This is a genomic window from Pseudomonas sp. S49 (genome assembly GCF_009866785.1).
Taxonomy (GTDB): Bacteria; Pseudomonadota; Gammaproteobacteria; order Pseudomonadales; family Pseudomonadaceae; genus Aquipseudomonas.
In genome coordinates, this window is sequence record NZ_CP019432.1 from 1,246,354 (window position 1) to 1,271,903 (window position 25,550).

Annotated in this window: 15 protein-coding genes; 7 read left to right on the forward strand and 8 right to left on the reverse strand. The window is 59.8% G+C overall.

The genetic code is table 11. From position 1 onward, the window contains the following. The 5 genes from lepB (at position 1) to pdxJ (ending at position 4,257) form a co-directional block, all read left to right on the forward strand. On the forward strand, positions 1-855 hold the full coding sequence (gene lepB / locus PspS49_RS05360; RefSeq protein WP_127925937.1) for a signal peptidase I: 855 nt from the start codon (positions 1-3) through the stop codon (positions 853-855). Between the two features lie 169 nt (positions 856-1,024). Continuing rightward, entirely contained in the window at positions 1,025-1,714 is a 690-nt protein-coding gene (rnc, locus tag PspS49_RS05365; protein ID WP_016986099.1) for a ribonuclease III, read from the forward strand. After that, a complete protein-coding gene (gene era, locus PspS49_RS05370) occupies positions 1,707-2,609 on the forward strand; it encodes a GTPase Era (protein WP_016771562.1) in 903 nt (300 codons plus the stop codon). Before rnc ends, era begins: the two co-directional genes overlap by 8 nt. A 166-nt stretch (positions 2,610-2,775) precedes the next feature. Continuing rightward, positions 2,776-3,465 (forward strand): DNA repair protein RecO, encoded by a 690-nt coding sequence (gene recO, locus PspS49_RS05375; RefSeq protein WP_160038416.1) that lies wholly within the window; start codon positions 2,776-2,778, stop codon positions 3,463-3,465. Between the two features lie 48 nt (positions 3,466-3,513). Beyond that, positions 3,514-4,257 carry a pyridoxine 5'-phosphate synthase gene (gene pdxJ, locus PspS49_RS05380; RefSeq protein ID WP_160038418.1) on the forward strand — a complete coding sequence of 248 codons (744 nt, stop codon included), beginning with the start codon at positions 3,514-3,516 and terminating at the stop codon, positions 4,255-4,257. Between the two features lie 124 nt (positions 4,258-4,381). Here the strand turns inward: pdxJ and mltF are convergent, their stop codons facing one another. Beyond that, entirely contained in the window at positions 4,382-5,842 is a 1,461-nt protein-coding gene (gene mltF / locus PspS49_RS05385; protein WP_127925939.1) for a membrane-bound lytic murein transglycosylase MltF, read from the reverse strand. 285 nt (positions 5,843-6,127) lie between these two features. Here mltF and purL point away from each other — a divergent pair, with 285 nt between their 5' ends. Then, positions 6,128-10,024: a phosphoribosylformylglycinamidine synthase gene (gene purL / locus PspS49_RS05390; RefSeq protein WP_160038420.1), complete on the forward strand. Its 3,897-nt coding sequence runs from the start codon at positions 6,128-6,130 to the stop codon at positions 10,022-10,024. Between the two features lie 5 nt (positions 10,025-10,029). Further along, a complete protein-coding gene (locus PspS49_RS05395; protein WP_042607740.1) occupies positions 10,030-10,341 on the forward strand; it encodes a YqfO family protein in 312 nt (103 codons plus the stop codon). A gap of 477 nt (positions 10,342-10,818) precedes the next feature. On the opposite strand, the gene PspS49_RS05400 is transcribed toward PspS49_RS05395, so the two are convergent. The 7 genes from PspS49_RS05400 to PspS49_RS05430 all read right to left on the reverse strand — a co-directional run bounded on the left by PspS49_RS05400 (position 10,819) and on the right by PspS49_RS05430 (position 25,416). Further along, positions 10,819-11,835 (reverse strand): IS110 family transposase, encoded by a 1,017-nt coding sequence (locus tag PspS49_RS05400; protein ID WP_160038422.1) that lies wholly within the window; start codon positions 11,833-11,835, stop codon positions 10,819-10,821. A 345-nt stretch (positions 11,836-12,180) separates the two neighbouring features. Then, positions 12,181-17,931 carry a membrane-targeted effector domain-containing toxin gene (locus tag PspS49_RS05405; protein ID WP_160038424.1) on the reverse strand — a complete coding sequence of 1,917 codons (5,751 nt, stop codon included), beginning with the start codon at positions 17,929-17,931 and terminating at the stop codon, positions 12,181-12,183. Between the two features lie 233 nt (positions 17,932-18,164). Beyond that, entirely contained in the window at positions 18,165-19,880 is a 1,716-nt protein-coding gene (nagE, locus tag PspS49_RS05410) for an N-acetylglucosamine-specific PTS transporter subunit IIBC (protein WP_160038426.1), read from the reverse strand. A 23-nt stretch (positions 19,881-19,903) separates the two neighbouring features. Continuing rightward, positions 19,904-22,417 carry a phosphoenolpyruvate--protein phosphotransferase gene (ptsP, locus tag PspS49_RS05415; protein WP_160038428.1) on the reverse strand — a complete coding sequence of 838 codons (2,514 nt, stop codon included), beginning with the start codon at positions 22,415-22,417 and terminating at the stop codon, positions 19,904-19,906. 135 nt (positions 22,418-22,552) lie between these two features. Then, complete coding sequence (locus PspS49_RS05420) at positions 22,553-23,575, reverse strand: SIS domain-containing protein (RefSeq protein WP_150749489.1); 1,023 nt, start codon at positions 23,573-23,575, stop codon at positions 22,553-22,555. Then, the gene (gene nagA / locus PspS49_RS05425) at positions 23,556-24,662 is read right to left on the reverse strand and encodes an N-acetylglucosamine-6-phosphate deacetylase (protein WP_160038430.1); all 1,107 of its coding nucleotides are present in this window, start codon (positions 24,660-24,662) and stop codon (positions 23,556-23,558) included. The genes PspS49_RS05420 and nagA overlap by 20 nt, the downstream gene beginning before the upstream one ends. Before the next feature lie 22 nt (positions 24,663-24,684). After that, positions 24,685-25,416, reverse strand: coding sequence for a GntR family transcriptional regulator (locus PspS49_RS05430; RefSeq protein ID WP_127925946.1), 732 nt, complete (start codon positions 25,414-25,416; stop codon positions 24,685-24,687). Positions 25,417-25,550 lie beyond the last annotated feature (134 nt).

Here is a 25,550-nt window from a genome sequence, read left to right on the forward strand (position 1 = left end):
ATGTCACTAAATTTCCCGCTGTTGCTGGTCATCGCCGTGTTCGTCTGCGGCCTGTTGGCGTTGCTTGATCTGTTGATCCTGGCACCGCGTCGGCGTGCTGCCATTGCCTCTTATCAAGGCAGCGTCAGCCAGCCTGACGGGGTGGTCGTTGAAAAACTGAATAAAGAACCGCTGCTGGTTGAATACGGCAAGTCGTTCTTCCCGGTGTTGTTCATCGTTCTGGTGCTGCGTTCGTTCCTCGTGGAGCCGTTCCAGATTCCTTCGGGCTCGATGAAGCCAACCCTGGACGTCGGCGACTTCATTCTGGTGAACAAGTTTTCTTACGGGATCCGCCTGCCGGTGGTCGACAAGAAAATCATCGAAGTCGGTGATCCGCAGCGCGGCGATGTGATGGTGTTCCGCTACCCGAGCGATCCGAACGTCAACTACATCAAACGTGTGGTCGGTCTGCCGGGTGACACGGTGCGCTACACCGCCGACAAGCGTCTGTTCGTCAACGGCGAGTCGATTGCCGAGCAGATGGTCGGCGCCGAGCCGGGCACGCTGGGCAGTGCCGAACTGTACAAAGAGAAACTGGGCGCCGCCGAGCATCTGATCCGCAAGGAAATGAGCCGCTACCGCGCCACGCCGGACCGCTCGTGGACAGTGCCTGCCGGGCACTACTTCATGATGGGCGACAACCGCGACAACTCGAACGACAGTCGCTATTGGGATGATCCGAACATTCCCAAGGATCTGCTGGGCATGGTTCCCGACCAGAATATCGTCGGCAAGGCCTTCGCGGTCTGGATGAGCTGGCCGGAACCGAAACTCAGTCACCTGCCGAATTTCTCGCGGGTTGGCCTGATCAAGTAATCACACACGGCGCTGTTGACCACAGCGCCGAATGCATTTCTGGAGCCGGCACAATCGGCTTCGCAATCGCCAGGATTTAATTTTTGAACACAGCGTTAATTGTCCCAGGCCTGCGCCGCATCCCGGCGATGGCAGTGGAATCCAGCCACGAACTCAGCGTGGGTAAACCGTGAGCGTTTCTCTAAGCCGTCTCGAGCGTCAGCTCGGTTACACCTTCAAGGATCAGGAGCTGATGCTGCTGGCCCTCACGCACCGCAGTTTTGCCGGGCGTAACAACGAACGCCTGGAATTCCTCGGCGATGCCATCCTCAACTTCGTTGCCGGCGAGGCACTCTTCGATCGCTTCCCGCTGGCCCGTGAAGGCCAGTTGTCGCGTTTGCGCGCACGCTTGGTAAAAGGTGAGACGCTGGCCGTACTGGCGCGCGGTTTCGACCTTGGCGATTACCTGCGACTGGGTTCCGGTGAGTTGAAAAGCGGCGGCTTCCGTCGCGAATCGATTCTGGCCGACGCCCTCGAAGCCTTGATCGGTGCGATCTATCTTGATGCCGGCATGGACATGGCGCGTGAGCGCGTGCTGGCCTGGCTGGCCGGCGAGTTCGAAGGCCTGACGCTGGTCGACACCAACAAGGATCCGAAGACCCGCCTGCAGGAACACCTGCAATCGCGCGGTTGCGATCTGCCACGCTATGAAGTGGTGGATATCCAGGGCGAGCCGCACTGCCGAACCTTCTTCGTCGAGTGCGAAGTTGTCTTACTGAATGAAAAAAGCCGAGGTCAGGGTGTGAGCCGTCGTATTGCCGAACAGGTAGCGGCCGCTGCAGCACTGATTGCCCTGGGCGTGGAGAATGGCAATGACTGATACAAATGCAACTCGCTGTGGCTATGTTGCCATCGTCGGCCGTCCCAACGTCGGTAAGTCGACGCTGCTGAACCACATCCTTGGCCAGAAACTCGCGATTACCTCTCGCAAGCCGCAGACCACCCGCCACAACATGCTCGGGATCAAAACCGAAGGTGACGTGCAAGCGATCTACGTCGACACCCCCGGCATGCACAAGGGTGGCGAAAAGGCTCTGAACCGTTACATGAACAAAACCGCTTCGGCGGCGTTGAAAGACGTCGATGTGGTGATTTTCGTCGTTGACCGCACCAAGTGGACCGACGAAGACCAGATGGTTCTCGAGCGCGTGCAGTACGTGACCGGCCCGCTGATCGTCGCGCTGAACAAGACCGACCGCATCGAAGACAAAGCCGAGCTGATGCCGCACCTCAGCTGGTTGCAGGAACAGCTGCCGAACGCGCAGATCATTCCGATTTCCGCGCAGCACGGGCACAACCTCGAAGCGCTGGAAAAAGTGATTGCCGATCATCTGCCGGAGAACGATCACTTCTTCCCGGAAGACCAGATCACTGACCGCAGCAGCCGTTTCCTCGCTGCTGAACTGGTGCGCGAGAAAATCATGCGCCAGATGGGCGCCGAGCTGCCGTACCAGATCACCGTCGAAATCGAAGAGTTCAAGCAGCAGGGCAAAACACTGCACATCCACGCTTTGATCCTCGTTGAACGTGACGGCCAGAAGAAGATCATCATTGGCGACAAGGGCGAGCGCATCAAGCGCATCGGCACCGAAGCGCGCAAGGACATGGAGCTGCTGTTCGACTCCAAGATCATGCTCAACCTGTGGGTCAAGGTGAAGGGCGGCTGGTCTGACGACGAGCGTGCGCTGCGTTCGCTGGGTTACGGCGACCTGTAATCACCGTTCCAGAGAACACCGATACCCACTGTGGGAGCGAGCCTGCTCGCGAAGGGATGTAACATTCAGCATTGATGTTGACTGTCACTCCGCTTTCGCGAGCAGGCTCGCTCCCACAGTGGTTTTTGGGTTGTGTGTAAATCTGCGTTTCTTCATCGAGAACTCAATGTCGCAAAACCCGCCTCCCGCCCAACCTGCCTACGTCCTGCACAGTCGCGCCTATCGCGAAACCAGTGCGTTGGTGGATTTCCTCACGCCGCAAGGGCGGCTGCGGGCGGTGTTGCGCAGTGCGCGGGGCAAGGCCGGGACATTGGCGCGGCCGTTCGTGTCGCTGGAAGTCGAATTCCGTGGCAAGGGGGAGCTGAAGAATGTCGGACGTATGGAGAGTTCTGGCACTTCGGCGTGGCTCAATGGCGAGGCGCTGTTCAGTGGTCTCTATCTCAATGAGCTGCTGATCCGTCTGCTGCCCGCTGAAGATCCGCACCCGGGTGTATTCGATCACTACGCCGCGACCTTGCTGGCACTGGCTGAAGGCCGTCCGCTGGAGCCGTTGCTACGTTCGTTCGAATGGCGACTGCTGGACGATCTCGGTTATGGCTTCTCGCTGAACACCGATATCCACGGCGAGCCCGTCGCGGCAGATGGTCTCTATCGTCTGCAAGTGGATGCGGGACTTGAGCGAGTCTTCCTGCTGCAACCCGGCCTGTTCAACGGCGTCGAATTACTGGCCATGGCCGAAGCCGACTGGAGCGCTCCCGGCGCGTTGTCCGCCGCCAAGCGCTTGATGAGGCAGGCCTTGGCCGTTCATTTGGGCGGTCGCCCTCTCGTCAGTCGCGAGCTGTTTCGCAAGCCCTAGCCCCGTGTATGCTGTGCGCCGAATCTTTTCCTTCAGGAGCGCGCATCCGTGACCACCAGCAATCGCATTCTTCTTGGCGTGAACATCGACCACGTCGCCACCCTGCGTCAGGCCCGTGGCACGCGCTACCCGGATCCGGTCAAGGCTGCGCTGGACGCGGAAGAGGCGGGTGCCGACGGCATCACCGTGCACCTGCGTGAAGACCGTCGGCACATTCAGGAGCGCGACGTTCTGCTGCTCAAGGACGTGCTGCAAACCCGCATGAACTTCGAAATGGGCGTCACCGAAGAAATGATGGCGTTCGCCGAGCGTATTCGCCCGGCACACATCTGTCTGGTTCCGGAAACCCGTCAGGAACTGACCACTGAAGGTGGTCTGGATGTCGCGGGGCAGGAAGAGCGGATCAAGGCCGCGGTCGAGCGTCTGTCGAAGATCGGCAGCGAAGTGTCGTTGTTCATCGATGCGGACGAGCGTCAGATCGCTGCGTCGAAGCGCGTCGGTGCGCCTGCAATTGAACTGCACACCGGGCGCTACGCCGATGCCGAAACCCCGACCGAAGTGGCTGAAGAACTAAAGCGCGTTGCCGAAGGCGTGGCGTTTGGTTTGGCCCAAGGCTTGATCGTTAACGCGGGTCACGGCTTGCATTACCACAACGTTGAAGCCGTCGCGGCGATCAAGGGCATCAACGAACTGAACATCGGCCATGCGCTGGTGGCACATGCGTTGTTCGTCGGCTTCAAGTCTGCCGTATCGGAAATGAAGGCGCTGATTCTGGCTGCTGCCAAGTCCTGATCAACAACACAAACCCCCTGTAGGAGTGAGCCTGCTCGCGATAGCGGTGTGTCAGACAAAATTAATTGCCTGACCCACCGCTATCGCGAGCAGGCTCACTCCTACATTTGATTTGGGGTGTTGGTTAGAGCGGGGCAGGTTCTTGAGTGGGCTTTGATTTGTCGATGCCGGGCACATGCAGATTGCCCTCAGCGACTTGATCGCCCTCAAGCTGCGGCTGCGTCACCCAGGTCAAAATGTCGTAATAGCGACGAATGTTCGCCACAAAATGCACCGGCTCGCCGCCCCGGGCGTAGCCATAACGCGTCTTGCTGTACCACTGCTTCTGCGACAGGCGCGGCAGGATCTTCTTAACGTCCAGCCATTTGTCCGGGTTCAACCCTTCCTTGGCCGTCAGCTTGCGCGCGTCATCCAGATGGCCGCTGCCGACGTTGTACGCCGCCAGGGCAAACCAGGTGCGATCCGGTTCCTTGATCGAATCGTCGAGCTGATCCTTCATATAAGCCAGGTACTTGGCGCCACCCATGATGCTCTGCTTGGGGTCGAGGCGGTTGGACACGCCCATCGCCTGCGCGGTGTTCTGGGTCAGCATCATCAGCCCGCGCACGCCGGTCTTCGAGGTAACCGTCGGCTGCCACAGCGATTCCTGATAACCGATCGCTGCCAGAAGGCGCCAGTCGACTTTCTCTTTCTTCGCATAATTCTTGAAGTGCTGTTCGTATTTCGGCAGGCGCTGCTGCAAGTGCTGGGCGAAGGTCGTGGCGCCCATGTAACCGAGGACATCGACGTGGCCGTAGTAGCGATCCTTCAGGCGTTGCAGGGTGCCGTTCTTCTGCACCTTGTCCAGATACGCGTTGATTTCGTTGAGCAGGCTGTTGTCTTCGCCCGGGCCAACCGCCCAACTCTGACTGCGCGCATCGCCGAGGTCGAAGGCCACACGAATGTTGGTGAAGTACACCTGATTCATCGCCACTTCGTTGGAGTCGACCAGGGTCAGGTCAATCTGCCCTTCATCGACCATGCGCAACAGATCGACCACTTCAACCGCGTCGGACTCTTCATATTCAATGCCGGGGAATTTCTTTTTCAGTTCGGCCAGTTGTTCGGCATGGGTGCTGCCCTTGAGCACCATGATCTTTTTGCCGACCAGATCGCCGGGATCGGTTGGCCGCGACTGGCCGTTGCGGTAGATGATCTGCGGGGTGACTTCGAGATAGGAGTGCGAGAAGCGCACCTGCTTCTTGCGCTGTTCGCTGCTGACCAGACCGGCGGCGGCCAGCACTGGGCCGTTCGGCTTGCCGATCTGGTCGAACAGGTCGTCGAGGTTGTCGGCGGTCTCGATCTTCAGCTCGACACCCAAATCGTCGGCGAAGCGCTTCACCAGCTCGTATTCGAAGCCGGTTTCACCGCTGCGATCCTGAAAGTAGGTGGCGGGGCTGTTACGGGTAATCACCCGCAGCACACCATCCTCCTTTACGCGCTCGAGTGTGTTGGGTTTATCAACACAGCCACCGAGCATCAGGAAGAGTCCGGTTGCGATCAGCCATTTGGCGTACCGCGGACGCAAAGCCGTTGGGAAAAACATCTGCGCAGTATACGCAAACGGCCGCGGGCGCCATATCTCGACAGTGCAGGGCGAGTCTGCTAGCGATCACAAAACCGAGCGAAACCCCGCAGAAACGGGCCTTTACGGCTTTTTGTTACAGTAAAAATAAGCGGCCTCCGAATAGCTGATTTACCTGACTCTGAAGTCGGAAACACAGATTGATACTCGAGTGCAACCGTGCGTAGCGTTTCGGGTGATGTTGAGGGCGGTTTAGGCTAGAATGCACGGCCTCAAAGCACACCCCTTCCCGAGGCTGTCCCGAAGATGTTGATCCTGCGCGGCGCTCCTGCCCTTTCTGCCTTTCGCCACAGCAAACTCCTTGAGCAACTGAGCCAGAAGGTTCCAGCTGTCAGTGGCCTGTATGCTGAATTCGCTCACTTCGCCGAAGTCACCGGCGTCCTGACCGGCGACGAACAGCAGGTGCTAGCGCGCCTTCTGAAGTACGGTCCAAGTGTTCCGGTTCAAGAGCCGACCGGCCGTCTGTTTCTGGTGTTGCCGCGTTTCGGCACCATCTCGCCATGGTCGAGCAAGGCCAGCGATATCGCTCGCAACTGCGGTCTGAGCAAGATCCAGCGTCTGGAGCGCGGTATCGCCTTCTACGTGGCCGGTCAGTTCAGCGAAGCCGAAGCCCAGCAGATTGCCGACGTGCTGCATGACCGCATGACCCAGATCGTGCTGGCCAACCTCGAGCAGGCCGCCGGTCTGTTCAGCCACGCCGAGCCGAAGCCGCTGACTGCAATCGACATCCTCGGTGGTGGTCGCGCCGCGCTGGAAAAAGCCAATACCGAGCTGGGCCTGGCCCTCGCCGAAGACGAAATCGACTATCTGGTCGACGCCTTCAACGGTCTCAAGCGCAACCCGCACGACATCGAACTGATGATGTTCGCCCAGGCCAACTCCGAGCACTGCCGTCACAAGATCTTCAACGCCAGTTGGGATATTGATGGCGAGAACCAGGAAAAAAGCCTGTTCGGCATGATCAAGAACACCTACGTGATGCACAGCGAAGGCGTTCTGTCGGCTTATAAGGACAACGCCTCGGTGATCGTCGGCAACGTTGCCGGCCGTTTCTTCCCGGATCCTGAGACCCGCCAGTACAGCGCGGTGCAGGAGCCGGTGCACATCCTGATGAAGGTTGAAACCCACAACCACCCGACCGCGATCGCTCCGTTCCCGGGCGCGTCGACCGGTTCCGGCGGCGAGATCCGTGACGAAGGTGCAACCGGCCGTGGCGCCAAGCCTAAGGCTGGCCTGACCGGTTTCACTGTATCCAACCTGCAGATCCCGGGCTTCGAACAGCCGTGGGAAGTGCCGTACGGCAAGCCTGAGCGCATCGTCACCGCGCTGGACATCATGATCGAAGGCCCGCTCGGCGGCGCCGCGTTCAACAACGAATTCGGTCGTCCGGCCCTGACTGGCTACTTCCGTACCTTCGAACAATCGATCACCACCCCGCACGGTGACGAAGTTCGCGGTTACCACAAGCCGATCATGCTCGCTGGTGGCATGGGCAACATCCGCGAAGAACACGTCAAGAAAGGCGAGATCGTGGTCGGCTCCAAGCTGATCGTCCTCGGCGGCCCGGCGATGTTGATCGGTCTGGGCGGCGGCGCCGCTTCCTCGATGGCCACCGGCACCAGCTCGGCGGATCTCGACTTTGCTTCCGTTCAGCGTGAAAACCCTGAAATGGAGCGTCGTTGCCAGGAAGTCATCGACCGTTGCTGGCAACTGGGTGACAAGAACCCGATCAGCTTCATCCACGACGTGGGTGCGGGCGGTCTGTCCAACGCCTTCCCGGAACTGGTCAACGACGGCGACCGCGGTGGCCGTTTCGAACTGCGCAACATTCCTAACGACGAGCCGGGCATGGCCCCGCACGAAATCTGGTCCAACGAATCCCAGGAACGTTACGTTCTGGCGGTCGGCCCGGAAGATTTCGAGCGCTTCCAGGCGATCTGCGAACGTGAGCGTTGCCCGTTTGCCGTAGTCGGTGAAGCCACCGCCGAGCCGCAACTGACCGTGACCGACAGCCACTTCGGCAACAATCCGGTGGACATGCCGCTGGAAGTGTTGCTGGGCAAGGCTCCACGCATGCACCGTTCGGTGGTTCGTGAAGCTGAACTGGGCGATGACTTCGATCCGTCGAACCTCGACATCAGCGAATCCATCGAGCGCGTTCTGCATCACCCGGCCGTGGCGAGCAAGAGCTTCCTGATCACCATCGGCGACCGCACCATCACCGGCCTCGTGGCCCGTGACCAAATGGTCGGCCCATGGCAGGTTCCAGTGGCTGACGTTGCCGTCACCGCGACCAGTTTCGACGTCTACACCGGTGAAGCGATGGCGATGGGCGAGCGCACTCCGCTGGCATTGCTGGACGCTCCGGCGTCGGGCCGCATGGCCATCGGCGAAACCCTGACCAACATCGCGGCTTCGCGCATCAACAAGATCTCCGACATCAAACTGTCGGCGAACTGGATGTCGGCGGCCGGCCACCCGGGCGAAGACGCGCGTCTGTACGACACCGTGAAAGCGGTCGGTATGGAACTGTGCCCTGAGCTGGGCATCACCATTCCGGTGGGCAAGGACTCGATGTCCATGGCCACTCGCTGGAATGACAACGGCGAAGAAAAAACCGTGACCTCGCCGATGTCGCTGATCGTGACCGGTTTCGCGCCAGTGGCTGACATCCGTCAGACCCTGACCCCGGAACTGCGCATGGACAAGGGCACCACCGACCTGATCCTGATCGACCTCGGTCGCGGGCAGAACCGTATGGGCGCTTCGATCCTTGCTCAGACACACGGCAAGCTCGGCAAACACGCGCCGGACGTCGATGACGCCGAAGACCTGAAAGCCTTCTTCGCGGTGATCCAGGGCTTGAACGCCGACGGTCACTTGCTGGCTTACCACGACCGTTCCGACGGTGGTCTGCTGACCTCCGTGGTGGAAATGGCCTTCGCCGGTCATTGCGGTCTGAGCCTGAACCTCGACAGCGTTGCCGAGTCCTCGGCGGAAATCGCTGCGATCCTGTTCAACGAAGAACTGGGTGCGGTGATCCAGGTCCGTCAGGACGCCACGCCAGACATCCTCGCGCAATTCAGTGCGGCCGGTCTGGGCGACTGCGTGTCGGTGATCGGTCAGCCGATCAACAATGGTCAGATCAACATCACCTTCAACGGTGACACCGTGTTCGAAGGCCAGCGTCGTCTGCTGCAACGTCAGTGGGCCGAGACCAGCTACCAGATCCAGCGTCTGCGCGACAACGCCGACTGCGCCGAGCAAGAGTTCGACGTGCTGCTGGAAGAAGACAATCCGGGTTTGAGCGTCAAGCTGAGCTATGACGTCAACCAGGACATCGCCGCGCCTTACATCAAGAAAGGCATCCGCCCACAGGTTGCCGTGCTGCGTGAGCAGGGCGTCAACGGTCAGGTGGAAATGGCGGCGGCGTTCGACCGCGCCGGTTTCAACGCGATCGACGTGCACATGAGCGACATTCTCGCCGGCCGTGTTGACCTGAACGAGTTCAAAGGTCTGGTGGCGTGTGGTGGTTTCTCCTACGGTGACGTGCTCGGCGCCGGTGAAGGCTGGGCCAAGTCGGCACTGTTCAACAGCCGTGCCCGCGATGCGTTCCAGGGTTTCTTCGAGCGCAACGACAGCTTCACCCTCGGCGTGTGCAACGGTTGCCAGATGATGTCCAACCTGCACGAGCTGATCCCGGGCAGCGAATTCTGGCCGCACTTCGTGCGCAACCGCTCCGAGCAGTTCGAAGCGCGCGTGGCGATGGTGCAGATTCAGGAGTCGAACTCGATCTTCCTGCAGGGCATGGCCGGTTCGCGTATGCCGATCGCCATTGCTCACGGCGAAGGTCATGCCGAGTTCTCCAGCGAAGAGGCACTGCTGGAAGCCGATCTGTCGGGTTGCGTGGCGATGCGTTTCGTCGACAACCACGGCAAGGTCACCGAGCGTTACCCGGCCAACCCGAACGGTTCGCCACGCGGGATTACCGGTCTCACCAGCCGTGATGGCCGCGTGACGATCATGATGCCGCACCCGGAGCGGGTGTTCCGCGCGGTGCAGAACTCGTGGCGTTCGGAAGACTGGAACGAAGATGCACCGTGGATGCGTATGTTCCGTAACGCGCGCGTCTGGGTGAACTGAGCCCTGTGTACAAGCTCGCCTTTTTTGTTCCCGACAGTCATGTCGAAGTGGTCAAAGGCGCTGTGTTCGCTGCCGGTGGTGGGCGGATCGGTGATTATGATCACTGTGCGTGGCAGGTGCTCGGTCTGGGCCAGTTTCGACCGTTGGACGGCAGTCAGCCGTTTATTGGCGAGGCTGGGCAGGTCGAGCGGGTTGAGGAATGGAAGGTTGAGCTTGTAGTGGCGGATGAGCTGATCGTTGCTGTTGTGGCGGCGTTGAAGCTCAGTCATCCGTACGAGACACCGGCTTATGAAGTGTGGCGGCTGGAAGATTTCTGATAGCCGCTTAAACAGGAAACCCGCAGATGAGTGATTGTCTGCGGGTTTTTTGTTGCCCCCCCGATTTTCCGGGCGATGGGAATCCAATGTGGGAGCGAGCCTGCTCGCGAAGGCGCCGGCTCAGGCAATAATGTTCTGACTGACCGAGTACATATCCATTGCTGCGGTAACGGCTTCTTAGGGTTCCGCCCTTACGGCGGGTCACCTTTTCCAAACGCCGAAAAAGTAACCAAATGTATGGTCAGCCCATCTTCTGCCACTCAGCAGCGATTAACGGTAAATCGAGCTTGCGCTAATGTATCCGGGCTCAGTGTGAGCACGGATAGCGCTCGGCCCTTGATGAGTAGTCGCTCCTGCCTGTCCTTAAAAAGGCTTCAGCTTCCAAAGCTTTTTGGGTTATCAGGTTTTCAGTCAGGATGTCTGCCGTTTATCGTCATCAGTACTGACGTCGCAAAAGCCGTTGGTGAAGCGTACAGATCAAGCTAAGAGCGTTGAGTTGAAGGTGCCGCCCTTGGTTAACAACACCCAGACGATTCTTGCCATTTTGTTCGCGAGGGCGCAGGCCACTTTGTTTGGATGTTTGCGTGCTAGTAAGTTTTTGGCCCAGACACCGAGGGCATCCGTTCGCTTATCGACGCGACACAAAACGGCGTGAGCGCCCTGCATCAGCAAACTCCTTAAATACTTGTCCCCTCGCTTGCTGATGCCGAGCAATGTCGTTTCCCCACCCGTTGAGTACTGGCGCGGCACCAGCCCCAACGACGCTGCAAAATCGCGAGATGACTTGAAAATCGAAGCGTCGCCGACATCGGCCACCAGCGCGCTAGCGATGAGAGGGCCGATACCGGGGATGCTCTGCAGGCGTTGGCCGGCATCGTTTTGCGTCAGCTGTTGTTTGATTTCGACGTCGAGTTTTTTGATCTCATGTGTCAGCTGCCGAATGTCTTCAAGCATGCGTTCGATAGCACTTATCAAGCGAGTGGGCAGTTCACGGCTCTCCATCAGACCTGAGAGCCGATCCAGTGCGGCGTATCCAACGGGAAAAACGACGCCGAACTCCAGGAGAAATCCATGCACTTGATTGATGACGGCGGTGCGTCGATTTACTAAAGACTTGCGCAGTCGGTGTTCTGTGGACAGTACCTGCTGTTCTACGGTTTTGACTTGAACCGAGCGGGTTCTGGGGCGCGAGGCCGCTTCACAAATGGCCTCGGCATCAATGAAATCGTTTTTATTTCCGGTGACGTAGGCCTTCACATGTTGGGGGGCAATCAACTGCACGTGATGCCCCTGTTCCATGATTTTTCGGGCGAGCCATTGAGACCCGCCGCAGGATTCCATGGCGATTTTGCAGATCGAGATCTGCGCCAGAAAGGGGAGTAATTGGTTTCGGTTGAGTTTTTTACGCAGTACCTGATGGCCTCTGGCGTCTTGGCCATGCAGGTGGAAAGTGTGTTTGCCGATGTCGATACCCAAGAGCGTGATGGTATTCATGAGAAATCCTCCTTCAGTAAAAAGAGAGCCTCGGCAAGTTTAGACCCGCCGAGGATCTCACCGGGCTGACCATCTCATTAAGGCTTGCCCCAACGTTCGGCCCACTCGCTAAAGCTCGGGGTTCCTTCGCTCCGGGATCCATCCGCTCAGCCTGCCGACGAGGCTGGTGGATCAAGATCAAAAACTGCAGCCGAGCTAACGCTCATCCTGTTGAGTCGGGCGGCTTCGCTGCGGGTATGTTCGCAAATCGAAGTTGTGGGGGCTGGCCCCAAAAACGGCGAGAAGAAAACCACTGGGCCGTCAAGTCCAGTGGTTTTCAGCGTGATTACGCCCTCTCGAAGGCGTTCAACTGACAGCCGAAAGTTTGACTTGGTCGACAAGCATTTCGATCAATTCGGGCAAGTATTGGAACCGCTGCTCCTTCCTGTTCCAGCGGTCAATGAAGAACAACCCTTTGTCATCCACCTGGATTGGCGTGCTGACAATGTCCCCCGTTGCGGACTTATGCACCAGATTGATTTCGCTCGGGTCAGGACGTTCGATCAGAAAGTGTCCGGCCTGGGTGAGTCTGGTCCGACTGACAGACGGAATGGGTGGCAGTTTTTTTGCTCGGGAAACCGCGATGTCCAGATTGAAATCGCTGCGCAGTGCGAACACGCCGGAATTGACTTCCGAGTTCACCACTTCCCAGGTGCCTTGATAGACACCTTTGGCCAGTTCTTGCGGGGTGTCGCGCACATGAAGGCTGGCAGCACCAAGCGTATCGGTCAGCCCCGGTACGCCCAGATTATAGTGGGTGTTCGTTCTGTCGATCAGCGCCACCCACTTATGCGGTCCGTGTGCCAGTTGGTCAGCCTCGATCAGCTGGGTAGCGAAGTAACTGAACATCTGGTTTCGCGAAATATTCTTGTCAGCCAAGCCGTCCAGGTAATAGCTCACCGTGCAATCGAGCGCCCTGATGCGGATGTTGTTTTTCGCCGCCGCGTGGACCAGTTCGGTGTAGAGAGCGACACCGCCCGAACGCCCCATGAGTGAGGAGTCGAGTATCCGCAAGTAGCTTCTGAGGCGGTCGGGCATGCGTTGGGTTTGAAAAAAAATGTCCAGCTCGGCCTGATGCAGGTCGGTCAGCAGATGTTGCATATACAACGTGTCGTAGCCTGACGACTTGAGTGTTTCCATGTGTTTTTTCAGCAGTGTTTTGCTCGACACTGTGAGTCTTGATTCGCCGATCAGCAGGCTCAGACGACTGTCGACCAGTTGGCTCAAAAATGTTTCGAATGAGCTATCGGCAGCGATGTCTGGAAGGGTCGCAGCGGGGGCCGGGGTGTAGTCGGTAAAGGCGTCTCGGGCCTTTTTCTCGAGGCGGTTGCGTTGAGCAATAAACGCGTCATAGGCAGCCTGCGCGTCGCGGCCGGCCTGACCACGCAAGGAGGTAAAGGGGAAGCGAGAGTCCAGTGCTCGGGGGCGGAATTGCATGCGAGCAATTTCGTCACGGAACGCCGTCGGAACATCGAACTCGTCGAAATGTTGAACGCCCGGACTCGCCGTCGCCGGAGGCTGAGCCGGTACTTGGGGCGCTTTGTAGGATGTCGGCAATGCCACGAGGTAATCGCCCTTGGCCGCTGCGTCACCGGGTATCGCGCCGGGTGAGTCCACGCCGATGCGCGTCGGTTGACCCACAGCCACGTCGTCGATGCGCAGCGCAACGGCTTCGTGCAGGTCGGCCAGACCAGGCGTCTTGTCGAACGTGCTCATGCGTGAAGCGTCCGTCAGGGCTATCCAGCGCTCGGCGGGCGCCTCAATGGCATCGGCGGCAATGGCCTTGAGCGAGTAGAAATTTCTGATGCTGTTGCTGCGGGGCGTCAGCGGCGAAACATCGGCCATCACCAGGGCTCCGTCCAGCTTATAGCTGGTGGAGGCGTCCAGCGCGTGGATTTTCAGACCCTTTTCCCGAGCCGTGCGAACCAGCGCAAGGTACGAGAACGGCGCGTCGGGTCCGTGGCCAAAGGCTTTGTCGACGGCTTTCAAATGTCGTTTGATACCGCGCCATGATTCACCCCGGTTGAATTTTGCCAGCTTGATATGGAAGACGTCAGCCGGCAGATATTCCATATAAAGGTGTTTGAAACCACTCTTGAGCAACGCGTCCATATAAGTGATCAGCGCCTGTTTACTGGCGATGGAGCCAGGCTGGGCGCCGATGACCAGATTCTTGCCGGCCAACGCGTCGCTGGCGATCAGTTGCGTAAATGACGTGTCGGCGGCGATGGCCGGCACTTCGATGCGCGCAGGCAAAGGGGCCAGTTCGGCAAAATGACGGGTCGCGTCCGTGGTCAGCTTTTCGACCTGTTGCAGGTAGGCAGTGCGTGTGGAAGCCAGTTGGTCGGCAGCGGCGAAGAGGCTGGAGTGAGCGTAGGACGTTCCCATGTAGTCCTGGCTGCGCAAAATGAGTTCCTCTCGGGACTCTGGATTGATCACCATTGCAATCCTGTCCCGATATTTGGACGGCACGCCGTAGTCTTTGTGCGGGCCGGGTGTATCCGGCAAGGCGTCGTATTTCGGCGCGCCGCCGGCCACGCCGCTGCGCACCATCACACCTTCGCCATTGGGCACGGCCAGAATCCCGGTCGACAGAAGCCTGTCGGTGTCAGGGTCAAGGCGATGCAGCAGGTATCGGCCAATAACGTCGGGCGTATTCGCTGCCCACAGGGTCTGGCCCTTGTAGTTCACCGGCCGCATGTCCGCCGGGGGTACGCTGGGTTCCAGTTGCTCAATCAGAGCCATGACGCGTTGCTGCTCGCTGGCGCTGCTGACGGCGGCCTGGCGCAGGGGACGGCTGACTGGCTGAAGTGAGCGCAGGGCTGGACGCAGGTCGGTCAATAGCGCACCGCTACTGTTGAGCATGTAGCCCAGCAAATGGTTGAGCGCTTCGGCGTTGTTACCCTGCCGATAGGCGTGCAGGGCGAGCATGCCATCCTTGAATGCCAACAGCAGCCCGGTGCTCAGACTCAACAGTGGAAACGGTGCGGTGGCAATGGCGGTGATCCATTCGACGCATGTCCAGATCAGGCCGGCAATCATCTGGGCGCGGCTGCTGGTAGTCGCGTGGACGTCGTCGATCTTGCGCTGCAGCTTCATGTCATACAGCGCGTCGCGCATGTCGCTGATCGGGGCTTTCTGCTGTGTCGAGTCGTAGCGTGCCGGGCTGGACGTGGTTTTGTCGATGTCTTTGGGCAGCTGCTTTTTGGCGGTTTCAAGGAATTTGCGCACCCGGGTCTGCGATTGAATGCCTACCCGCCGGGTGAAGTATTCGATCATGCCGGGCTGCTGTTTCAGCAGGTAATTGAACAGCCGTGCTTCGCGAAAACTCACGCCGTCAGGCGCGTCGGGGGTGTAGAGCAGCACCGGGTTTTTGTCGTGGCCGAACAGCCAGTTGTCGAGCACCCACTCACCCTCAATCATCAGTCGATGGACCGGGTATTTTTTTTGCCGTGGCGCCGATGTGTCCTCCATGCTGTCGATGCTCTGCTCAAGCCATTGCCGGTCACTGCTGGCGATATGGCCCTGCAACTGGCATTCCAGCGCTGCGCATTTCATCTGGCGTTGAGTAATGGCCAGGATTGTATTGCGCCTGAAGGCGTAACCCTCACTCGCGTCACTTTGCAGTTCTTGTCTGACCTTGTCGGTGTAGCGTTTGCCTATCCACACACCGGTAATCGAGCGCGCGACAGTCTCTGCGCTCAGGTTGCTGATATCGATGTCTGGCGGCCCTTTGAAGTGTGCCGAACGAGAGAATTTTTCGTCGAGGAAGCCGACGCCGTCGGCATACCCGTCGCGATACAGCCGTGTGTACGTTAACGGTTTTGGTGTCAGGGCCGGAATGACCGACATGGGCGAGTAAGCGATGACAGTATCCGGGTCGACGTCATTTGCCGGGCGTTTGAGCAACTGGTTCAGTTGTTTTTTCGCCTGCTCGTGCACGTAATCGTCGAACGCCGGAAAGCGGCTGCCCGAAAGTTGATGTCGGTCGAAGCCTTGCAATGCACCTTCGGCGTCTTCGCTCAGCGTCGACAGTTTTCTGCGGTTTTCGTCGGTGGTTGTGCGATACCACAGCGGGGTGCCGAAATCGTAGTCGTCGATTCGCGTGGCCAACACGTGTTCGGCCATGACTTGCAGGCAATCGAGGTGCTTGCCGATGTTCTCGAAGGTGACTTTTCTGTGCTCCTGATCCTCAAGCTTGAAACTGAGGCTGGAGAGCACTTTGCGCAGGCTTGAACGAAAACGCAGAGGTGCACGGCTGATCAGGTAGCCGGTCATGGTATTGACGTCTTCGCTGTGCGTGGCCCAGCCAAGCAGGTGGGTCTGACATTCAAGCTCACTGGCGAAGACCTGGAACTGCTGCTCTCGCGGCGCTTGTGGCGTGCACAGCAACATGCGTTTGAGGACGCCCTCGGCGTCGCTCTGGCGCAACACCCAGAGATCCTGCAGTTGCGCACCGTGCACTGACAGGGTCGCGGCGCGCAGGTGTGGATCGCTGTCGCTGCGCAAGCGCTGGATCAGTTGCAGGTCACTCTCGAGCAGATGGCCTTGCAGCACTGCCGTATGAGCCAGCGCGACGATCCGTTGATCGAGCATGTCCTCGATCGCGGGTTTGATGGCTGGGCCGGCATGCATGTCTTTCTGCAAACGGTCGAATTCGATACGCGGCTTGAGGCTCAACCCTTGCTTGACCAGCCACTGCGGTGTCAGGTCTGCGTAGTCATCGGCCAAAGGCGCATCGTCATAGGTGAGGGTGGTATATCGAAGAAACTCCGAGTCCGGCAATTCGTCTCCCGTGTGCGGGCCACGCAAGGACAGATCGAGCAAATTGCGCTGATGCTCATACACACCGTATCCGGGCACCCGACGTTGCGTGGTGATTTGCAGCTTCTGCGGTTCCAGATCATCAATCTCCAGATCTTCGCTCAGACGCTCCAGCCATTGATGCCGGGCGAGGGCCAGAAGACTGGCAGACGGCCCCATCAGGTCGAGCAGTTTTTGCCGCGCCTTGTGGTAGATACCGACCTGTTGCGCCAGCTCGGTCTGCCTGGCGGCGCTGGCGCTGCGGTACCACGGCGGTGCACTGTCGCGCAGGTGGCGTTCGAACAAGGTTTGCGCCTGCAGTTCCAGGCGCGGGGCGAGATCCGGCAGGGCTCCTGCAATGGCCCGGTCGAGGGCCGCGAGCAACTGCGCCGAGTCTTGTTGCGGGTTGTCGTCGTAGCTCCAGGCGCGATCGATGTCTTGTGTGCGCTTGTCGATCAGGGCATCGCAGATATGTTCGAACAGCGGTTGGCTATCGATCAGCGAACACTGCAACGGCCAGATCCCCGCTGCACTCAAGTCGTGATAGCGCGCCGGCAACATCTGCATGAATTCAGTGTGGCTGGCGGGATGTTGCAGGTATTGCAGCAAATGGACGTCGAGAGCCGCTGCTGAATCGAAGTACTCGATGCCCCGGCTCGGGGTGAACAACAGGACGTAACCACCGTCCCTGGCCGTCGACAGATCGGTGAGCGCGGACTTGTTCTTTTCCGTGACGACAAAGGCGCCAGCCAGCTCAACGGTGTGTTCCTGAAAGCTGAACTGCAGCGCGTAGGCGGCCGGACGTAGCGTCGGCCCCAGCGTCAGCTGTTCCAGGAGCGCAGCGGCTTGGGGATGCAGCAGGCGATCCTTGATGGCCTGTCGCGCCTCGTGGCCGATCGCGGTGAAACCGGCTTCGTAGGTCAGAAAGGTTCTGGCCGATTTGTTATCGATCAGATCGCGCAGATCCATGTCGAGCAACGCCGTGTCGAGCTTGGCTTTGGTGGTCGCGAGCAGTTTTTTGCCCTGGTCACTGTGCAGGTCGCTGTTTTCCAGGATCTGGTAGATCGCCCGACTTTTTTGCAAGAACTGCTCGCGGTGAGCTTTGAGCAGGCTGTTCAGCCGTTTGAGGTAAACCTGCTCCGCTGTCGGTGCCTGTTCGGCAAGCAACGGGGTATCGATGTTGAAAAGATGCTGGGCGATCTGGTTGAGATCGCTCCTGATCTCTTCAACCGTGGGGGCGGTGGGAGTGCTCATCGGCACAGTCTCCATGCTGGTGGGAAGAGCCTTCAGCATGGCGAGGGTGATTCGATCGAAGGTGGTACATATGTAGTGGGTGTGCAGTGCAGGTCAGGCGGAGGCGTGAAAGGCTCGACTCGATCCACATACCGGAGAATTGCAGCATCGTTGATCGCCAGCAGGGCATGTGAAATGCATTCCTCTACGGGAACGAGCCTGCCAGCGATACAGTCGACTCAAACACTATTGCTTCAAACCTTCGCGCTGACCTCGCTGCGATTCACCAGGCTCTCCAGCGCTCCACTCAAACTCGCGGCCTTATCCCCCACCAGCAAATGCCAGACCCCGCCATCCAACTGGCTGACGCCATGACACCCCAACGCCTTCAACTGCGCTTCCGACAGCGCCTTGCCATCCGCCAATTGCAGGCGAATCCGCGTCATCGCGATGCAGTCCAGTTGCAGTACGTTGCCGCCACCGCCCAAGGCATTCAGCCATTGCTGCGCCTCGGAGCCGGCGACCACCGGCGCTTTCGGTTCCTCGACAGCCACAGCATTTTCAAGCAGAACCGCATGGCCGAGAGAAGGCATTGCCAGGCGAATCTCGTCAGCAATGCTGTCCGCCATCGGCCCGACCACAACCTGCAAACTGCCACCTTTACCCGGACGCACAACCGCCATTGCGCCCAGCGCTTTCAGATCGGCATCCGAAGCCTTGTTGCGATCGACCATCTCCAGTCGCAGGCGCGTGGTGCAAGCGCCAACAGTCAGCAGATTTTCGGCGCCGCCCAAGGCCTTTATGTAAGCGCTGGCACGTTCGTTTTCTGTGAGCACTGCTTTCTCAGCAGAAGCCACATCCTCGCGCCCCGGCGTCTTCAGATTGAAGCGACGAATGCAGAAATCAAATACGGCGTAATAGATAACCGCGTAGGCGAGGCCCACCGGAATCACCAGCCAACCATTGGTCGAGCGCCCCCAACCCAGCACCATGTCGATAAAGCCGCCGGAGAAGGTAAAGCCCAAATGAATATTCAAGCCATTGGTAATCGCCATCGATAACCCGGTCAGCAACGCATGCAGCAGATACAACAGCGGTGCGAGGAACATAAAGGCAAATTCGATCGGCTCGGTCACCCCGGTCAGAAACGAGGTCAGCGCCATCGACAGAAAAATCCCGCCCATGACTTTGCGGCGCTCCGGCAGGGCGTTGCGGTACATCGCCAGACATGCCGCCGGCAGGCCGAAGATCATCATCGGGAACATGCCGGTCATGAACTGGCCGCCCTTCGGATCGCCAGCGAAGTAGCGCGACAGATCGCCCGTCACCAATGCGCCGGTGGTTGGATCGGTGAAGTTGCCGAAGACGAACCACGCCATGTTGTTGAGGATGTGGTGCAGGCCGGTGACGATCAGCAGGCGGTTGAACACGCCAAAGACGAAGGCGCCGATGCTGCCGCTCTCCATCATCAGGGTGCCGAACGCGTTGATGCCGTGCTGGATCGGCGGCCAGATATAACCGAACACCACGCCCAGACCGACCGCCGCAAACCCGGTGACAATCGGCACAAACCGTCGGCCACCAAAGAATGCGAGGTACTCCGGCAGCTTGATGTCCTTGAAACGGTTGTACAGCGCGCCGGCCATCAGGCCGCTGACGATCCCGGCGAGCATGCCCATGTTGATGGTTGAATCGAGCACCTTGAGCGTGGAGATCATCACCAGATAACCGATTACCCCGGCCAGACCGGCAGTACCGTTGTTGTCCTTGGCAAAACCGACCGCGATACCGATGGCGAAGATCATCGCCAGGTTGGCGAAGATCACCTGGCCGGCGTCGTGGATGATCGCGATGTTCAGCAGGTCGGTGTCACCCAGACGCAGCAACAGGCCGGCAATCGGCAGAATTGCGATCGGCAGCATCAGCGCACGGCCGAGGCGTTGCAGGCCTTCGATGAAGAGTTGGTACATGGCGTTTGTCCTTGTTGTTTTTGTTAGCGCAGAGGCCAATGTTGATGACAGGCGTGACGCACGGCGGCGGCGCTGCTCAGTTTGAGCAGGTCGCGGCTGAGACGCTGGCACTCGGCCTCGTGCACCTGGCGCGCGCGATCCTTGATTTCGCCGATCTGCACCGGGCTGACCGACAGTTCGGTGACGCCCAGACCGATCAACACCGGTGTGGCCAGCGGATCAGAGGCGAGGGCGCCGCAGACACCGACCCAACGTTTGTGCACCGCCGCGCCTTCGCAGGTCATGGCGATCAATCGCAGCAGCGCCGGATGCAGAGCGTCGACGCGAGCGGCCAAACCAGCGTGGTCGCGATCCATGGCCAAGGTGTATTGCGAGAGATCGTTAGTACCGATCGAGAGGAAATCGGCGTGTTCGGCCAGTTGTTCGGCTTGCAGCGCGGCGGCAGGGACTTCGATCATCACGCCGATTTCCGGGCGCTGGCTCACGCCCAGTTCGACGCACAACGCATCGACGCGTTGGCGAATCTGCAGCAGCTCATCGACTTCGGTGACCATCGGCAACAGGATCCGGCAACGACGCAACGGGCTGACTTGCAGCAGCGCACGCAGTTGCTGATCGAGGATTTCCGGACGCGCCTGAGCCAGGCGAATGCCGCGCAGACCGAGTACCGGGTTGGCCTCGATGGGCAGTGGCAGGTAGTCGAGTTGCTTGTCGCCGCCGACGTCGATGGTGCGGATGATCACGGATTTATCGCCCATGGCATCAATCACCGCCTGGTAAGCACTGCGCTGCTCTTCGACGTCCGGAGCGGTCTGGCGATCGACGAACAAAAACTCGGTTCGTAACAGGCCTACACCGTCGGCACCGTTGGCGAAGGCGTCCGCCGCTTCAGCGCTGGAGGCGACATTGGCGACGACTTCGATGTGCACGCCATTACGTGTTTCGGCGGGCAGATGAGCTTTGGCTTGTTGCGCGTCGCGGCGCTGCTGCCGGTCGATTTGCGCTTGCCGAACTTCGGCCAGACGTTCAGCGTTGGGCGTCAGTTCGAGACGACCGCCATCGGCATCGAGGACCACCGATTGACCTTGCGGCTGATCAAGCAGCGCCGAACCCAACGCCACCATGCACGGCAGACCTTTACCGCGAGCGAGAATCGCCACGTGCGAAGTCGCGCCACCCTCGGCCATGCACAACCCGGCGACACCTTGCGCGCTGAGTTGCAGCAGATCCGACGGCGTCAGTTCATGTGCCGCGACGATGGCGCCGGCCGGCACGTCGTAGTGCCAGGCCTCGCCGAGCACTGCACGCAACACGCGTTGCTTGAGGTCGCGCAGATCATTGGCGCGTTCGGCCAGCAGCGCGCTGCCGGTGTGTTGCAGGACTTCGCACTGCACATCGATCGACTGGCTCCAGGCATGAGTCGCCGCAGTGCCTTGTTCGATGGCTTGCTGCGCAGCATCGAGCAGTGCCGGATCTTCCAGCAGTGCCAAGTGCGCGGCAAAGATCGCTTCTTCATCGGCATTTTTGTGTTTTTTCGCTTGGGCGAGGGTGCCGTCGATTTCACTGCGCACCTGATTCAGTGCAGTGTCGAGCGCCTGCAGTTGTTGCAGCGGATCATGATTGCCCGTATCCACCGGCAAACTGATCGCGTTCAAGCGAAACAGTGGCCCGCCGACCAATCCCGGTGCAGCGCACACACCGTGCAACACGCCAGCCTCGGCCGGGCGTTTAACCGATGCGACACTCACCGGCGCCGCAGCGTGACAATCATCCGGCAGCGCTGTGGCCAACGCGGTGAGCAACGCTTGCAGCGCCGCTTCGGCATCCGGCCCCTGACAGCTGACCTGCACCTGATCCTGCTCGCCAACCGCCAGCCCCATCAGGCCGATCAGGCTGTTGCACGGCGCCGATTTGCCGGCGAAGTGCAGTTGCGACCGGCTTTTGAAACCTTGCGCGGTCTGCCGAATCAGTGCCGCAGGGCGCGCATGCAATCCGCCGCGATGCGCCACCAGAACATGGCCATGAACCTCTGGCCCGCTCACGTCTGCAACATTCGCCGTCGAACTGTTGCGCGCAACAATGTGCAGTAACGGCTCGCCGACTTTCACCGCTTTGAGCGTGATCGGACGCACCTGAAAATCCTGGCTGTTGGTCAGGATCAACAAGCTGACGAGGCTTTTGCACTGCTGACCGACCTTGTCGAGGTCATAGCGCAACAACGGCTGGCCCTTGCTGACACGCGTGCCATCCTTGACCAGCATCGAGAAGCCTTCGCCGTTCAGTTCAACGGTATCCAGGCCCAGATGCAGAAGAATCTCCGCGCCGTTATCGGCACGCACAGTGAGTGCGTGGCCGGTGCGCGCGACGTGAATGATCACCCCGGCGCATGGCGAGTACAGGGTGTCGTTGATCGGGTCGATGGCAATGCCGTCGCCCATCGCGCCGCTGGCGAACACTGCGTCCGGGACTTTGGCGAGCGTGAGCACCGGGCCGCTGAGCGGGGCGCTGAGGGTCAGCTCTTTATTGTTGTTGTGCATGGCTCGGTCTCATCGGTTAAATCTCGGTTCGATGTCCCCTGTAGGAGCTGCCGCAGGCTGCGATCTTTTGATCTTGTTTTTTGGATCAAAATCAAAAGATCGCAGCCTTCGGCAGCTCCTACAGGTTTGCTTCAATTAGTGCGTGCGGGTCACTTTGCTCAGGTGGCGCGGCTGATCCGGGTCCATGCCACGGGCCACGGCCAGACCTGCGGCCATCACGTAGAAGCTCTGGATCGCCAGGATTGGATCGAGGGCCGGATGTTCGGCGCGGGTCAGGGTGAGATCACGTTCGCTGACGTCATCCGGTGCGGCCAGCAACACACGGGCGCCGCGTTGACGCATCTCTGCTGCCAGACTCAACAGGCCAGCCTGTTCAGCTCCGCGCGGTGCGAAAACCAGCAACGGATAATGTTCATCGATCAGCGCCATCGGGCCGTGACGGACTTCCGCGCTGCTGAACGCTTCGGCCTGAATCGCCGAGGTTTCCTTGAATTTCAGTGCTGCCTCCTGAGCGATGGCGAAACCAGCACCACGACCGATCACCATCAAACGCTCGCAATCGCGCAGCGCTTCGATGGCCACGCTCCAGTCCTGCTTCGCCGCTTCGCGCAGGCCTTCGGGCAAGGCATTGCCAGCCTCGAGCAATTCGCTGTCCTCTTTCCAATGCGCGATCAAACGAGCGCTGGCGCTGAGGGTGGCGATAAAACTTTTGGTTGCAGCAACGCTGCTTTCAGTCCCGGCGAGCAGCGGCACGCTGAATTCACAGGCAGCTTCCAGCGGCGAGTCGGCGGCGTTAACCATCGACACGCTCAACGCGCCACGCTTGCGCAACAGACGCAGGCTGTTGACCAGATCCGGGCTCTGCCCCGACTGCGAAAAGGCGAACGCGACCTGACCGCTGACCTTCAATGGCGCCTGCTGCATGGTCACCACCGACATCGGCAACGACGCCACCGGCACACCGAGTTGCTGCATGGTCAGGTAGGCGAAGTAGCTCGCCGCGTGGTCGGAGCTGCCGCGCGCCACCGTCATCGCCACTTGCGGTGGCTGACGGCGCAGGCGCCCGGCGATCTCGATCATTGGCGCGTCGAGCTGTTGCAGTTGGGCTTGCACGGCCTCGAACGAGGACAGCGCCTCTTCAAGCATTTTTGAAGTCAATGTCTTCTCCTTCGACCATGACGGCGGTCAGTGTGAGTGAGCGATCCAGCCGCACGCAGTCGGCCCAGGCACCTGGTTGCAGGCGCCCGCGTTCGGTGATGCCGAGGTAGTCGGCGGGGAATTGCGACAGGCGCTGCGAGGCCTCGGCGATCGGCAAACCGATCTTCACCAGGTTGCGCAGGGCCTGATCCATGGTCAGGGTGCTGCCGGCCAAGGTGCCATCGGGCAGGCGCACGCCGCCCAGGCATTTGGTCACGGTGTGGCTGCCGAGCTTGTATTCACCGTCGGGCATGCCGGCGGCAGCGGTCGAATCGGTCACGCAATACAGGCACGGGATCGAGCGCAGGGCCACGCGAATGGCGCCGGGATGCACATGCAGCAAGTCGGGAATCAGCTCGGCGAATTTGGCGTGGGCCAGTGCGGCGCCGACGATGCCCGGCTCGCGGTGATGCAGCGGGCTCATGGCGTTGTAGAGGTGGGTGAAACTGGTCGCGCCGGCATCAAGTGCGGCGACGCCTTCTTCGTAACTGCCGAGGGTGTGGCCGATCTGCATGCGCACGCCACGGCTGCTCAGTTCACGAATCAAACCGTCGTGGCCGGCGATTTCCGGGGCGATGGTGATCACCCGGATCGGCGCCAGTGCCAGATATTCTTCGACTTCGGCCATCAACGCGGTGTGGGCGAAGTTCGGTTGCGCGCCGAGTTTGCCGGGGTTGATGTACGGGCCTTCGAGGTGGACGCCGAGGACGCGCGCGGCGCCTTTCGGACGCTGCTCGCAGAACTCTCCGACTTCCTTCAAAACCTTAGAGATCTCGGCACTCGGCGCGGTCATGGTGGTGGCCAGCAGCGAGGTGGTGCCGAACCGCACGTGGGTTCTGGTAATGGTCTCGAAGGCGCTGGCGCCTTCCATGATGTCTTTGCCGCCACCGCCATGAACGTGCAGGTCGATGAAGCCCGGCAGCAGATACCGCAGGTCATTGCTCGCCGGATCGCAGGGTGCGCCTTCGATCGACACGACTTTGCCGTGTTCGTGGATCAGCCGGCCGCGAACCCAGCCGCTGGCGGTGAGGATGTTGTCTTCGGACATTTTGGTTCTCGCTTTGGGCCGCCTAGCGGCGCAGCTCTGCAACAAAGTCGTAGTAGTCGTTGCGGCAATAGGTGTCGGTGACTTCGATCGGTGTGTTGTCTTCCAGGTAGCCGACCCGGGTCATCAGCAGCATGGCGGTGCCGGGGGCGATGCCGACCAGCGCGGCGAACTCGTCCGAGGCGTTGATCGCCTGAATGTGCTGCAAGGCACGGACGATCGGTTTGCCGATGCCGTCGAGGTATTCGTAGAGCGAATCGCCGACCAATTGCGGCTTGGGCATGATCGAGGCGGGCAGGGTGCTCATTTCGATGGCCATGACCGTGTCATCGGCTTTGCGCAGACGCTTCATGCGCGCGACCTTGTCGTTCGGCGACAGGCTGAGGCGGATCAGTTCTTCATGAGTCGGCAGGGTGATTTCACGTTCCAGCCATTGCGAACTGGGTACGAAGCCTTTGAGGCGGAGCATTTCGCTGAAGCCCGAGAGGCGCGACAGCGGCTGTTCGAGGCGTGGGGTGATGAAGGTACCGGAGCCTTGCAGGCGGCGGATCAGGCCTTGATCGAGGAGCACTTCCAGCGCTTTACGCGCGGTAACCCGGGAGATACCGAGCATTTCACTGAGATTGCGCTCGGACGGCATCGCCTGCTCGGACTTCCACTGCCCGGCATGAATCGCTGCTTCCAGATTGCGCGCCAGTTGCAGGTACAGCGGCGTCGGCTGGGAGTCGTCTGGGCGTAGGGCCTGGAAGTCGTTCATGTAGGTCATTTCCGACGCGAGTATAGGATTGTTGTGGCTCGCTTGTGGGGCGGAAATTAATACCACTTGAATACCATGTCAACGCGCTGAAATGGGCTTTGGCCCAGTAGGATGGCGGGTTTAAGGGGGTGTGG

What these genes read in the sequence shown, in the direction of transcription:
- lepB (WP_127925937.1), top strand. Translation starts at nt 1, where the DNA reads ATGTCACTAAATTTCCCGCTGTTGCTGGTCATCGCCGTGTTCGTCTGC.
- era (WP_016771562.1), top strand. Translation starts at nt 1,707, where the DNA reads ATGACTGATACAAATGCAACTCGCTGTGGCTATGTTGCCATCGTCGGC.
- recO (WP_160038416.1), top strand. Translation starts at nt 2,776, where the DNA reads ATGTCGCAAAACCCGCCTCCCGCCCAACCTGCCTACGTCCTGCACAGT.
- mltF (WP_127925939.1), bottom strand. Translation starts at nt 5,842, where the DNA reads ATGTTTTTCCCAACGGCTTTGCGTCCGCGGTACGCCAAATGGCTGATC.
- purL (WP_160038420.1), top strand. Translation starts at nt 6,128, where the DNA reads ATGTTGATCCTGCGCGGCGCTCCTGCCCTTTCTGCCTTTCGCCACAGC.
- PspS49_RS05400 (WP_160038422.1), bottom strand. Translation starts at nt 11,835, where the DNA reads ATGAATACCATCACGCTCTTGGGTATCGACATCGGCAAACACACTTTC.
- PspS49_RS05405 (WP_160038424.1), bottom strand. Translation starts at nt 17,931, where the DNA reads ATGAGCACTCCCACCGCCCCCACGGTTGAAGAGATCAGGAGCGATCTC.
- nagE (WP_160038426.1), bottom strand. Translation starts at nt 19,880, where the DNA reads ATGTACCAACTCTTCATCGAAGGCCTGCAACGCCTCGGCCGTGCGCTG.
- ptsP (WP_160038428.1), bottom strand. Translation starts at nt 22,417, where the DNA reads ATGCACAACAACAATAAAGAGCTGACCCTCAGCGCCCCGCTCAGCGGC.
- nagA (WP_160038430.1), bottom strand. Translation starts at nt 24,662, where the DNA reads ATGTCCGAAGACAACATCCTCACCGCCAGCGGCTGGGTTCGCGGCCGG.
- PspS49_RS05430 (WP_127925946.1), bottom strand. Translation starts at nt 25,416, where the DNA reads ATGAACGACTTCCAGGCCCTACGCCCAGACGACTCCCAGCCGACGCCG.